Origin of the sequence: Methanosarcina acetivorans C2A, assembly GCF_000007345.1 — an archaeon.
GTDB classification, from domain to species: domain Archaea; phylum Halobacteriota; class Methanosarcinia; order Methanosarcinales; family Methanosarcinaceae; genus Methanosarcina; species Methanosarcina acetivorans.
In genome coordinates, this window is record NC_003552.1 from 4,569,337 (window position 1) to 4,584,123 (window position 14,787).

The following is a 14,787-nucleotide window of genomic DNA, read 5'->3' on the forward strand; positions in this document are numbered from 1 at the left end:
AATGTCTGCGATGCATTCGACTCTGAGAATTCCTCGCCTGTAAATGTACGCAGGTGAGGAGTTTCAGGTAGAGAAAAAAATCCGTATCTATTTGTGAATAGTATCCAAAAGTATAATTCGGAGAATTTCATCTGCTTTTTTTGAGAAAAACAACCTGGATTCAAACTCCCCAGGTTCTGACCCGTATAGCCATATTTGGAAATAAATGAAAGAAAAAGTTGTGGGAAATTTGAGAAAAATTTATCTCAATTCCCTTCCATTTTATCAAATTTTCCCATGTTTTTTCATTTTTTTCTCCTTAATCATATCATTGCAAACATATCCACTACATCATCAAAGTCTATCCTCCCATTCCCGTTGAAGTCGAAGTACTCCACCGGCATATTTTCCTCTATCCAGTCCATGTTGTGGAAGTACGCCACTATATCCACGAAACTGAACTCTCCGTTTCCGGTAAGGTCTTCATAGAGTCCGTCTCCGTCAAGGTCTTTAGGGGCATATTCCTGGTCCGGCAGAGGACTAAGGAGAGTCACTTCAATTGTCCCTGTTAGGAGAGCTGGTTCGATAGGGTCTCCGGAATCTTCCTCCAGACGTTTAACCCCGATCGAAAGGTTCGCAGATCCTTTCTCCTTTCCAGAAACCTTGATAGTAGCGAGCACAACATCTGCTGCCCCTTCCTTAACGGAATCTTCCAGGTCAACAGTCTTCATGTAGATAGAAGTCCCGGGCAGGGTAGAGTTCTGAGTAATCAGAGCCCAGGAAGGGTACTCTATATCGACTATTTCGGCAATGGCCGGATCGTCGATAGAAACGGTCAGGTTGTAGCCTGAAAGGCCTGCAGGGAAGTTGCTTGCAACAAGATTTATCTCAGTGGATTCGTTTTCTGAAACTGAGGAACTTGCCGGATCGAAATAGAGAGTAACGGTTGATCCAGAAGCTTCGGTAACTTCTATGTAATCCGATTTCACCTCAAAATCAGTTCCGGCAGCATTCTCTACAGTCAGATTTACGGTATAGTTACCTGCTGCAGAATAGGTGTGCACTGGATTCTGTTCCGTCGAGTTTGCTCCATCTCCGAAGTCCCAGAACCACGAGGTCGGTGTACCTGTGGATTGGTCCGTGAACTGGACAGGCAGAGGAGCTTCACCTTCAGTTACATTTGCGCTGAAGTTAGCGACTGGTGCAGCTACAGTTTCTTCCGGATATTCAACGACAAGGATCTGCTGAAGAGCGTCCATACCTCCGCTCGCTGTACCCTGTATACCCGCCTCGTTACCAGCTTCATTGAGATAGCTCTTCACGTCAAAGACCAGAGGGCTTCCTGAATTTGAACTTCCCTGCCATGCATTGGTTGCCACTATGTTTCCGTTGAAAAGAAGGTTTCCTTCCTCGGGTCCCGCACTTCCTGCGAAACTGTAAAGCGTAGCATTCTGGACCTTTTCCACGTCAATGAACATGCCGGTGAAAGGAGCGTACGCAGTAGCCTCTTCAGGCGTGGTCCCGTAACCTGTCAGGGAATAAGCCAGTTCATCGCATTCCTCATTGATGAAGATCTGCTTTCGGGTTTCATTATCGTTTCCGTAGACCACAACAAGAGTGCTCGGATACAGTGCGTTTTTGTTTTCACCAACAGGTGTCATGACAAGGCTGTTTCCTGCAGAGCTAAACTTGTCGGTTACATCGTAGACACAGAGCCCGTATTCATAATCAGCATATGCTCCAAAATTGCTCCAGTCTCTGTAGATGGTTCCATTTCCTGTTGAGATGTTTCCGTTATCAAGGGCGTTTCCGTTGAAGTTAATATTCAACCACGGATATCCACCGGGCGTCTGGTCCCAGTTGTAGGCAACATAGAGGAAGGCCTTTTCTATGGTGGAGCCGTCCGGGACCGGAAGGTCACTTGCAGTCCAGGTTTCGGTCCTGCTCTCCCATCCTACGGGTTGGTAAGCAGAATCAGGCTGCGTGGAATACAAAAGGTTCCCCTGGAGATCAAAGGTATGCATGGTAGTGATATTGCTTCCGCCTTCCCAGTAGATGCCTTTGCCCTTATACCCATTGTACCTGAGAGGTTTAGCCGAACTGCTCTTGTTGTTGTTTGTCTCATCCGTTTCAGCGATAAGGTTGTCCGGGTCGACAACGGCAGTGTAGGTCACGGTGCCGCCTTCAAGGTCACGGATAGTGGGGTCGATCAGGGTTACAGTAGTCGTTGCATCGCCAGCAAGGGACGCAATCGTTGTCGTATCTACGGGAACTGTTCCACTGGATACGTCGCTTGCATACACAGCTATCGAAATATTACTAAGGGTAGCAGTTCCTGTGTTTTGGACATTGAGAACTTTCACAGGATTTGTTTCCCTGGCAAAGACCGCAGAAGCCGGAACGGTGTTGACAATTCCTGAGATGCTAAGGTCGTTCGTTGCCACTTGACCCGCTTGAGTTACGGTTATGTAATCTGTCTTCAGCTCGGAATCGCTTCCATCTTCATTCGTAACTGTGAGGTTGACAGAATAGGTTCCTTCAGTAGAATAGGTGTGTACCGGGTTCTGTTCCGTAGAGTTTGCTCCATCCCCAAAATCCCAGAGCCACGAAGTGGGGGAATTTGTGGACTGGTCAGTGAAATTCACAGTGAGAGGAGCACTACCATTCGTTACATCCGCAGTGAAAGCAGCAACGGGTTCAGGCACAGGTATTGAGGACTTCGATACAGTTATGTAATCAGTCTTAAGCCCCTCATCGCTTCCGTCTGCATTGGTTACCGTCAGCTTTACGCTGTAGTTACCTTCTGCAGTGTAGGTGTGGACAGGGCTCTGCTCAGTGCTGTTTACACCATCTCCAAAGTCCCAGAACCAAGAGGTCGGTGTGCCTGTGGACTGGTCAGTGAAGTTAACCGTGAGAGGATCAGTGCCGCTTGTTACATCAGCAGTGAAATTGGCAACTGGAGACTCCGATACTGCCGACACTGTGACAAGCACTGTAAGTACATTGTTAGCTTCATCCGATTCAGCTATCCCATTTTCCGAGTCTGCAGTTATTATTAGGCTGTAGTTACCTGCTGCTTCCGGTGTCCATGTGAAGTTTACCAAGGCGCTACTGTCCGATGAAATGCCTGATATGGATTGTGTGTCCACAACTGTGCCGTTTACGGAAAGGGTCGCGTTAAATGTACCTGTATTTCCTGTACCGGAGTTGTTGATGGTGGCAACTATTGTGCAAGGTGTATTTGCAACAATTCCAGATGGTGGGGTAACGGCAGTGGGTATGATATCTGGCTTTGATCCTACCAGAGGGGCGGTGTTTTCATAAGCATATGAATTGCCTGAAGATGCCCAACCTATTAACAGATCATAGTCTCCATCTCCATCTAGGTCGGCAAGGGCTGGTGCCGCATTATTTTTTATCTCAGGCGCATCCCATGTAGTTTTCTTTGCCCACACTGGGCTACTTTTAGTCCCTGTATTCTCGTAGGCATACGTGTAACCGTAAACATTTCCTATTAGCAGGTCATTGTCTCCGTCGCCGTCAAGGTCAGCAATAGCTTGTCTAGAGGTATATCCTACATCAGGCGTATTCCATGTAGTTTTCGTTGTCCACTCTGGGCTGCTTTTATTCCCTGTGTTTTCATATGCATACGAAGTACCATAATATTCACCTATCATCAGGTCGTAGTCTCCGTCTCCATCAAGGTCTGCAGAACATGGAGCTGTATACTTTCCTACATTAGACACATCCCATGTAGTTTTCCTTGACCACACCGGGCTGCTTGCATTTCCTATGTTCTCGTAGGCATAGGTAACACCAGATTTGGCTCCTATCATCAGGTCGTAGTCTCCGTCTCCATCAAGGTCGACAGAACATGGAGTTGCATAATCTCCTATATCAGGCAAATTCCATTCCGATTTTGCCGCCCATACCGGATTGCTTGCATTCCCTGTGTTCTCGTAGGCATACGTAACACCAGCTCTGTCTCCTCTCAGCAGGTCATAGTCTCCATCTCCATCAAGGTCAGCAAAACATGGTATTACGCCGTTTCCAATGTTAATGCTCCATTCAGATTTGGATGTCCATATGGGCCTGAAATCCGAAACTGTGATATATCCTATTTTTGTAGTTGTGTTGGTTCCAGCAATGTTTGTTGCTGTGAGTATCACGGTGTAGGTTCCGGACGCAGAGTATGTGTGTGTGGGATTCTGGCTAGTTGAGCTTGTATCATCACCAAAGTCCCAGACCCATGAAGTTGGAGCATTGGTTGACTGGTCAGTGAAAGAAACAGCGAGTGGCGCACTTCCACTGGTCGGCGTTGCTGTGAAGTTTGCGACAGGCGAAATATAGGCGGTAATATAGTCTGTTTTTTCCTCGCTGTCGTTTCCGGCTACATTGGCAGCTGTGAGTTTGACGGTGTATTTTCCTGCAGCAGTATAGGTGTGTACCGGGTTCTGCTCGGTGCTGCTTGCACTGTCTCCAAAGTCCCAGAGCCACTCAGTCGGTGCGTTAGTGGACATGTCAGTGAATTGCACAGTGAACGGCATATTACCACTGGTATTGTTGGCTGTGAAGTCTGCGACCGGAATGATAGTGGAAGCTGTGATATAACCCACTTTCGCGGTGGAATTGGATCCACCGGCATTGGTAGCAGTGAGGTTGACCGTGTAAGTACCAGGGGTTGAATATGTGTAGGAAGGATTCTGTTCCGTACTGTCAATTATTCCATCGTTTTCGAAGTCCCAGGCCCATGAGGTAGGTGAGTTCGCTGAGAGGTCGGTGAAGTTAACCGTTAGCGGGACATCTCCTGAAGTCTTGTCCGCGCTGAAATTGGCTACGGGGGTGGTAGCTGAAGTGATTCCAACCAGTGATGTAAACTTGTTGTTGCTCTCTTCTGACTCAATTACTATATTCTCTGGATCCACGACCACGGTCAACGAGTAGGCATCGGTGCTGCCGTCAGGCTTCCAGTGGAATTCAACTGTTATACTATCTCCAGCTGCCAGTTCGGAAACCTGTTGAGTGTCCACAACATTACCATTTACCACAAGTGATACATTAAAGGATTGAGAACTCTTGTTGCCAATGTTCTCAATGTTTGCAGTCATAATATTTTCGGTGTCTGCAGACACAAGAAAAGGAGTTAGGTTTACTGGCAGGAGATCCGGAGCTTTATACTCAATTGATAGTGCATGGAATACTGGAGAACAGTAGGAATCTTCTCCTCTTGAAACTAAAACTGTCTGGTTTTCGGTTACAAGAGAAGGTTTTATATTGTCCCACCTGATATAATCGAAGTAGTCACCACTTACCGAATTGGCAGGACTTGAAAGGGATTTTCCGTTAAAATCCTCATAATTATATCCCGTAAGGTGGGTTGAATAAAGACTTGCACTCTGCACATTAGATAGATCCACGGTCCCGTTGAAATATGTGGTAGAATTATCCACTTCATATCCTACGTAATCTCCGTAATGAAGCCAGTCACAGCCTTCTGCAACCCAGCATTCTATCTCTGGCTTACTTTCGTTCTTCAGTACGACTACGAGAGTGCTGCCGTACTGTCTGCCATCGCCCCAGGAAGCCGAGTCTATTGTTGCAGTATTTGTTTCTCCGGGGAGTACGTAGTCTACGACATCGTAGGGTATCCAGGTCACACCCATTTCGGTAGAATAATAGGACGGATTAGTTTCAAATGCATGTCCATTGAATGTGGTGGATATTGATGCTCTGGTATCTGATGAAGCCCAGACTCCTACATAGTACCGTGCAAAAATAACGGTTCCATTAGGTACGTCAAAGTTGTTTGTAGAGTATTTGGAATCCCAGTTTGCCGTGGATGACACATACATCTCACCTCGAATCGTGTCGTGTGCTACTGTGGGTAAAGCCGAGGAAGTGCTGGCAAAAATCAGGATTAACAGTATTGGAAGTATGTAGATGACGTATTTATTGCTAATGTTAATCACCTTTGGGTTGTTCGTCTTGAAAAGGAGGTGAAAGACCCTATCAGGTCGTTTCTACCTGAAAATTGTGTTTTCTCTCTTTCAAAGCTTACATAGTAATTGTGAACTCTCAGAGCTGCCTATGTGCCTATTCAATCGTTTACCGAAATTCTGTGACTCTGTCCAGTCAAATTCTGTATTCTAACAATTATGTTAAGTAGAATAGTCCTGCCAATGTACATTTAATTTCGACCCGCCAAACTTGTCCTCGCAAAGGAGAATGGATGATGTAAAGGCGATCCTGCTGGTCAAAATAGCCAGGGATTGAAAATTAGAATTTGGATCCCGGGAAAAAACAGGACCATTGAATTCTATGACAGCTTGATCCGGATAAAGGGAATCTTTGACCATTAAAGGATAGATCTGCTGCATAAAATTTATTTAAGGTCGGCAATCACATAAGAAGAGTTCACAGTATTCTAACTTTTACCATTTCTTTTTTATTCATATCACATCCCGAACATTTATTCCATTGTTTGAGCCAGCAACGAAATAACCCGTAGCTATCATTTTCAGTAAATTCCGATTGGCTCCAATGAGCCTGAAAATTACCATACACAATTGGAAAATATACGCAGGTTATTTCGTTGCATTTCTCTATAGAGAGATGATCCAAATTTGGAGACTGAGCTCTTAAAGAGAATCATTTCTCAAAACTTTGATATATTAAATAAGAGAAAGTAGACCTTATGTACTTAAATTCATCTAAAAATTATGAATATCAATTCTTTATATATATGATTATTAACACAAACATCTTTGTTCGTAATACTAAACCTGCCGATAATCCATTTTCTTCATATCCTTGCTTTCGTTAAAAATCCGATTCCTTTTTAAAAGGAAATTTACAAAAAAGGTTTCATTTTTTTCAGTTCGAGTTTGGATCCTGTATTGTATCTAAAGATTTCTAGCGTTGTAGAATGGAACAGGATATAGACATGTAAAAAGACCAAAATTTAAGGCAGACTTTGGGTACAAAATCGATAGATTTCAGGCAGAAAATTTCTCAACAAAGAGCCAGTGAGATCTTTTTAAAAAACAAGGTTAATTTCGAGCTGATCCCAAAACTCAAAAATCGCTTCGTTGAATCTCGATATTGGAAGAATCAATCGAGCTATTGATTACAAAAGTAGTTATGAAACTCTTATTGCATGTGGAAATAACATTGTTTTTGGGATAGGCTCTTTATTTATACATAATTATATGATATGAATGTATAAATTCAATACTTCACTAAAAATTTCTCCTCTACCTTCAACTCATTCCCATTTAACCTCAGATATTCCACTATTGTCCTAACCTTTAACTTTCGTCTCGACCATTCAAGGTGGTTCTTCGCTGTTTCGAGTGGATAACTCACATTTATTCCCTAAAAATTAGAGTAGCATCTCTAAAATTTAGAAACATTTATTGGCGAAAATCAAATTCAAAATTGATGGTTCTCTTTTTGACCTATCTACGTTATAACTATGCGATTATTTTCAATCCACACAAAACAGCGAAGAGCCAAAAATTCACCTTATTTTTGAAAAGAGGGGGAGAAATCTAAGATAAGAAATCTTATAAATTAGGTATAAAATATGAAAAATCTCAGGTTGGAAGTAATGTCAATTTTTTAGATACCGTATGTGAAACTAATCTACTGATCTCGAATTTTTGACTTCAAAGCCTCTCAAAATTTGTAATATTACAGAAAAATCGGCACGCTACCTGCTTGCATTTTGCTTTACCAAAACCCGATAAATTTAAGAGAATATAAACATAAAATTCCTACTATAATATTGATTGCTACGAGCTGACCCCTAATTTTCTTCCATTTTTTCTTTATGATATGATTTCCCCAATATGCCATTGAAGTCGACATCATACCTGTCACAAAAGCCACAACGACATCAGGGAGTCCAAAAATCTTACTAAGAATTAACCCAGCTCCTCCAACCACACACACAGGACAGACCATACTACTCCTCTTCATTAATCTATATCTAATTTCTAAAGTGTCTTTTGCCATCTATTTATGAATTATATGCATGACTTCAAAATACTAACTATAGTGATAATCTACCGAAAATACATATTCCATAAAGTTCACAAGTCTCAGTAAACCTAACTTTGGGTGTTTAGCAACCTCTATACTTCAACAGATATGCTTCTCTAATGTGGATTAGCACAATGTGTTATTCTGATGTTATACCGTAAGCTTTTTTATTACATGTCAACACACACTGCTGTCTGATTTTTTCACATATTCCCTTTCATTGAGATATATTATTCCCCTGCTGAAGAAGGGCAAAATTCAAGACTCTTTCAAACACATTTTCATCATCTTCAGAATCACCACTCAACCCAATAATCCTTGCCTGGTTTCTGTCCGTGCTGATTTTTCCATTCTTTTGCATATATACGTATGTTCCATTTTCAATATCCACGATCACAAAGGAGTCAGGAATGGTTTTTGCTCCGAAATATTCTGCAAGTTCTGGATTCTGGTCCACATCCATATATGCGATTGTGGCATTCCCCTGGTATTCTACTGCAAGTTTTTCAAGGATTGGTTTCATAGACCGGCAATCTGGACACCATTTAGATCCCATTCTCATAAAGATCGGGCCTTTTTCGAGAGATGTATTTATCTGCTCCAGCTGGGTTATCTTCACGGGAGTACTTATTCCCTGACTTAACTCAGAGCTTGTAGAATTTCCCCAATTATTATCGATGCAGCCAGCTGTAAAAAAAACAACTGCAAGCAGGATCATTAATAGAACTAATTTTTTCATGCTAGCCATCTACTATTAATGCGATTGATTTTTTAACTGGACCTTGTCAATAAGACAGTCACTCCAAATTACAGTTACCCATCTCACTACTTATTTGGCATGAGGTTAATGATGATGCTTTATATGGGAATAATACGTCAAATTAAATAAATAACCCTAAAAATAAATGAGAGATGAGCAGCCTTATTCGGGCTGTTTCTCCCATCACACTCGTTCTTTTCTCATCTGCGGGTAAAGCCAATTAAGGATTATGAATACACAATGGAAGCAAATGGATTCGTCCAATTCCACACTATATCAGCATAATCACAGATGCAACCATTAGTAGTTTTTACGCAAAATTTAAAAGGATTTGTGCTGTAGCAGTGGCATCCATTATTATGACATTCCTGCAAGTAAAGAATGACATTTGCTGCTTGCATCTGTTTGTCGGTGTAAGTGTAGTCATTATTGGGTAGCCCATTTCGTATCCCCACAGAATTGTCGCCATTCTCAATGTAGCTGGTGATATCTTTTACATTATAGGAGAAATTGCCATCTCTTGGGTTCCCATCCCATAATCCAGTCGCTATAGGCTGATCATTAAAATAGAGCGTATTGTTTTCTGTATTTCCAGCCGGGATCGCGGTAATTAGACTTGCATGACTCATATCGCTAGTGTTCACACCTGAAATATTCACATAACTCGTTGCTAGTGCCGGAGTTACGGTCGAATTGAGATATGTCATATCACATCCATCAAAAATCCAGTATGTAGTTTCACAGTCACTCGTAAAATTGGTGAGTGTTAAAAGCCCTACCGCTTGAATATTGAATGACTGGTTCTTATCAGAACCATACGCGTTGGTTATGTTCACAATATTCTCTGGAAGTGATGGGATGATTTCTGAAGTGACATTATAACAATCGGTTCCACTAGGATAATCCCAATTACCATAGCCCTTACGGTCATAGGATCTGTTCTCTAATGTTAGTTGCACATCATTGAAGGTTACATTCATAATAGGGAGAACTCCCGTGTCATATGAAGAATTAGGATCAGTGTCATTAAAACTCCATGTCCAGTACACATACAGTCTTCCAATAACTACGCTCACATTTGAATCATCTGCTACTGCTTGTGGAAGTCTGGTTGTGTAAACATAGTTGTCGTTACTCCACATTTTAGGGCTATAATAACTGTCCCCGTAAGTATAGTTAATGTTTCCTGTGATTGTTCCATGTGCATATTCGGTCAGCGGGTTATCTGCATAATAGCTAGCAGCCGCCGGCAACACTGTCAAAACCAGCGCCACACACAGGACAAGCATAAACATCCCGATGCGCAAGCTTATATCAGGTTTTCTTATCATGATTATATGCTCCTCAAAATCCATTCTATAATGATTTTCTATTGCGATATGTTTCCACATCTTGTGAAATATCAATTGTATCATTCCGTCCTTCCTGAAGATTTTAAGAAGCTGGCGATCGATACTTTCCAGCAAGTATATATAGAGAACACGAAATAATACAATAGCCCAGAAACGGATATTTTATATCCTTTTCCAGGTTAGCCTCGACTGTTTTTGGTAGAAACTGTCGAGCGGTATTAGGCAAGGGTCTGGAAATCAGTTTTTATCGTCGTTTTCCAGGCTCTTTCTGTCCAATAATTCAATCACCTTTTCTTTATGCTTCAGATGATTACTCGTCAAATATCACTCTCAATATCCTGGTTTACCTGACTGATCGGTCGATATTTTTGCAGATTGGGTTCAGGACTTTTTAACTTATCTCATTTTTGGACTCCACTTCCCTTTGACATAATTATGTTGTTTTTGCTACGTATTTAAAGTTATTTCATAGCTCATATGTTGTTTTGATTGAGTATATCATACAAAATAGTAATTTATCCAGTTAAATAACATAGATATATAAAAGAAGTTTTAAATATAATCGATCTTTGTTCGGCACCGGTCGACAGTTTTTTTATTAACATAAGCAACCTCATACTGATAAAAAATACTGTTCCTGGCACCGATATATGGGAATATAAGAGGAACAAGATCATTATAAAAATTCAAATAGTGTTGATTAAAGAATATGAAGTTATTTATAAATAAGACAAATATAATTGATGAGTAAATGTATGACATCTATTTGTGGTTTTATTCAAAAATATAGGACAGATGGTATAAAATTGCTTTAGTATATATTAATATTAAATAATATAAAATAAAGAATTAATAACATATGGTATTACAAAAATTGACAAAAGTATTAAATACAATGAAAAACAAAATAAGTCCCTTATTTTTGATTCAGTCTGGCTGAGAATACAGAAGAAAAACGAGAATTTTCATTGGCTGTTGACAATTCAGTACCGCAGTTTTCGGTTGACAGGCCACTGGATTTTGACCAAGGGCCTTCAAGGGCCAGAATACGTTCCGTAGAAATGGAGGCAATTTGTCACGATTCTTTACTTAACCGAAGATGCATGTAACATTATAAGGTTTCAGGCGGCTAGGCCAAACGTTGCAGTTAGCTTCACAAAAAATAACGTTTCTGGCATGCTGGCGCGATAAATATGACTTTTCGTATTGCCGTTCTTACTACTCCTTCCAGAACAGAAAATAAACCTGCAAGGCACGTAGAAAAGAACACAGGAAAATAATGAGTGGTATTTCAGCTCCTTCGTATCTCAGTGGAGTTAAGGTAGTAATGTATACACAGGGATAGCGTTCATAGCACTAGGAATTTTTGAATATAGTAAATAAGTAACTCTTTTCGGTAGGCATATATATAGCCGTGAGCAGATATATTTCACACAAATAATTTAAGAAGAGAACTCCGGGGGGAATATGCAATCTCTTTACGCCAGAGCCTGGTATAGTAAAGCCCTTGCCCTTTTGAACCTGAAAAATCCAATAGAGTCAGAGAAAAATTTTGAAAAGGCTCTTGAAGCTTTCGATGCCCTGCTTGAGATAAATCCTCAGGACACGATTGCCTGGCAATATAAAGGAAACATACTGCGTTATCTGGACCGGCCTGAGGAAGCTCTGGAGGCCTTTGAAAAGGCTCTTGCTTTTGACCCGGATAATGTTTCTGCCCGCTATTTTAAGGGGCTGACTCTGGGGTACCTGAACCTTCCCGAGAGAGCTCTTGAGGCTTTCGAGAGGGTGCTTGAAAAAGATCCTGAACATTCAGGAGCTCTTTACTACAGCGGGCTTGCCTTAAACCAGCTCGGGAAGCATACCGAAGCTGCTTCAGCCCTCTCGGGAGCCCTTGAAATAAATCCCGAAAATCCAGGGGCCTGGTATTACAGGGGGGAGTCTCTCTACATTCTGGGAAAGAGTGCAGAAGCTCTTAAAGCCTTTGAAGAGACCCTGGCGCTGGAACCCTCGCATGCAGGGGCATGGGAAGGTAAGGCAAAAGCATACCTTTCCCTGGGGAGGAAGAGGGAAGCTTTGAAGGCAAGTGAAAAGGCTTTGAAACTTAAACCTTCTTCTGCAGAGGCATGGGAAACTCAGGGAAAAATTATGGAAAGCATCGGGAAAAAAGAAGAAGCACTTGGAGCTTTTGAAAGAAGCCTTGTGCTTGAGCCCATGAATGCAGGAAACGTGATGGAAAAAGGCAAGTTACTCGGAAGCCTGGGGAGGTATGAGGAAGCTCTTGAAGCATTTGAAAGTTCACTCTGGATGGACAGTTCTCTTAGCGAGGCAAAGATCAAACGGGGAAAAACCCTGCTTGCTCTTGGAAACTTTCAACAGGCGCTTGACTCATTCAGGAAAAACCTTGAAGAGGACCCGGAAAATTTCGAAAACTGGGGTGGGACAGGCAGCTGTTTCCTTGCCTTCGGAAAATATTACGAAGCAATGAAAGCTTACGAAAAAGCCCTCTCCATCGAACCTGAAAACAGCTGCATCATGAGCGGGATCGGGGAAATTTATTATCAGCTTGGAGATTATTCCAGAGCCCTGGAGGCATTTGAGCAAGCTCTGAGGCTTGACATCGAAAACGGCTTTGCCTGGAACGGGAAAGGAAATGTGCTCTGCAAGCTCGGGAAGTACCAGGAAGCCCTCGAAGCTTATGAGAGCCTCCTTACACTTGATTACGAAAGCCTGCCTGCCCGCTACAACCGCGGAGTTGCCCTCTCCAAGCTTAAAGCCCGGCAAAAGGAAGAAGAAAAAACTCTTGAAAACAAGCTACAGGCGGCATTTAAGAAATACCTTGAGCTGTCCGGGAAGCTCCCGGAAGATAAAATAGGGGCTGAAGGCTGGAAATACAGAGGGCTTGCTTTTGCCGAGCTAGGGGAATATAAAGAAGCACTTCAAGCTTTTGACAGGGCAGCGAGATACAGTTCAGGGGATGTCTATCCCCTGGCCTGCCTGGGAATTACCCTCATATGTCTCGGGGAATATGAAGAAGCACTTCAAGTGTTTGAGCAGGCAGAGGAACTTTTTTACGCAAGCGTAGGCGCAGAAAAAACCGGGGAGCCCGGGGAAGAAAGAGAAGCGGAAATGTCCTGGACTCTGGATGCTGCCGAGAAAAAGCCCGTGCTGGAAAGGCTCAGGACCGCGAAAGGTTTTGCCCTTGACGCACTCGGGAGGTATGAAGCCTCCCTAGAAGCATTTGAGAGTGCCAGAAAGCTTTCGGGAAACGGAAAAATCGCCTGTTCCGGAAAAGGTCTTGTTTTTGTACACTGCGAAGAATGGAAAAAAGCCCTGGAAGCTTTTGATACGGTCCTTATCTTCGATCCGAAAGATACCCCTGCTGCGGTAATGAAAGCCTTTGCCCTGATAAGATTTCAGGAGTTTGGGAAGGCTATCGAGGTCCTCGAGAGGGTCACAGCAGAGGATAAATGCCCTGATCTTTCCTCCTGCCTGCTGGGCTTTGCCTGTGCCAGACAGGGAGATTTTGATAGGGCCCTGAAGGCTTACAGGAAAGCAATTGAAGCAAACCCGAAAAACATTCATGCCAGGAACGGGCTTGCAGAAATTTACTTCAGGCTAGGGAACAGCAGGGGAGCCTTAAAAGAGCTTGAAGCTTCAATTGCAGAAGCCCCGGAAAACGCGTTTTCAAGGAACCTGAAAGGCAGGGTTGAACTTGAAGAACAGGCATATGAAGACGCTCTTGAGTCCTTCGGGCTGGCGCTTGCCCTGGATCCGGAAGACCAGAGGCTCCTGCTCTGGGATACATATGCCAGGTACATGTATGCAGAGGCTTCTTTTGAGGGAAACAATGCACGTTTCAGGCACATGCTCCTTGCAGCTGCCGGAAAACTCGAAAAGGCGACCATCTGCCAGACCCCCGCAGATAACGAACTGAAGGCTTACGCCCTGTACTTCCTGGGCCTTTTTTACTGCAAGGCCCATTACTTCCGAAAAGCATCCGAAAGACTCGAAGAATGCCTGAAGCTCGAAAATTCCCGGAAGGTACAACAGTCTGCATCCCTCCTCCTTAAAAACATCCGGACAGGTCGTCCGGGATCGGCCTGGTGGGAGTGGTGGCTTGCTCCGGGAACCCACGAGACTCTTAAAAAAGCAGGCTTCGGACTAATTTTCCTATCGGTCTTCAGCCTGCTGCTGTCCCATCCCGCAGCCTCAACCCTGCCCCTTATATCCTGGCCTGCATCCGTTATAAGCCAGATTTTTTACCCGGCCGGGGAAAACAGTGCCTTATGGGCACTTTATGGGGAAGAGTATCTGATCTCGATTCTGATTCTGTTCACCCTCCTGTTCCTCCCGGCGTTCAGGCTCGGCAGGCCGGAAAAAGAAGAACTTGAGCTTGAAACGTTTACCCCGCCACCTCCTGAATTTGACATCCCCGCATCCGTTCTGGAAGAGTTTACGGAAAGACTTGAAAAAAACCTGTTCTCTCCGGAACCCATGAAAGAAAGTGTGAAAAAGCTAGGGAAGTTTTGAAATCCGGAAAAGAAGGGAAAAACCTGAAAGAATGTGAAGCCATAAAAGAAGGAGAAATTAAAAACCTTGGATGGCAGAAAAGCAAATGTATATAACCCCCTCCGATATTATCGAAGGCAGTGA

At 43.0% G+C, this 14,787-nt stretch carries 5 protein-coding genes; 1 reads left to right on the forward strand and 4 read right to left on the reverse strand.

Going from position 1 to position 14,787, the window contains the following annotated elements:
• Positions 1 to 302: 302 nt before the first annotated feature.
• The 4 genes from MA_RS28995 to MA_RS19295 form a co-directional block, all read right to left on the reverse strand.
• Positions 303 to 5,948, reverse strand: a complete 5,646-nt coding sequence (locus tag MA_RS28995) for a PKD domain-containing protein (RefSeq protein ID WP_011023607.1) — start codon at positions 5,946 to 5,948, stop codon at positions 303 to 305.
• A gap of 1,762 nt (positions 5,949 to 7,710) precedes the next feature.
• Complete coding sequence (locus tag MA_RS19285; RefSeq protein ID WP_157860332.1) at positions 7,711 to 7,995, reverse strand: hypothetical protein; 285 nt, start codon at positions 7,993 to 7,995, stop codon at positions 7,711 to 7,713.
• Between the two features lie 244 nt (positions 7,996 to 8,239).
• Complete coding sequence (locus MA_RS19290; RefSeq protein WP_048065776.1) at positions 8,240 to 8,761, reverse strand: thioredoxin family protein; 522 nt, start codon at positions 8,759 to 8,761, stop codon at positions 8,240 to 8,242.
• A gap of 248 nt (positions 8,762 to 9,009) precedes the next feature.
• Positions 9,010 to 10,137: a DUF3344 domain-containing protein gene (locus MA_RS19295; protein ID WP_226990663.1), complete on the reverse strand. Its 1,128-nt coding sequence runs from the start codon at positions 10,135 to 10,137 to the stop codon at positions 9,010 to 9,012.
• A 1,464-nt stretch (positions 10,138 to 11,601) separates the two neighbouring features.
• On the opposite strand from MA_RS19295, the gene MA_RS19300 reads away from it, so the two are divergent.
• Entirely contained in the window at positions 11,602 to 14,664 is a 3,063-nt protein-coding gene (locus MA_RS19300) for a tetratricopeptide repeat protein (protein ID WP_048065778.1), read from the forward strand.
• The last annotated feature ends 123 nt before the right edge of the window (positions 14,665 to 14,787 follow it).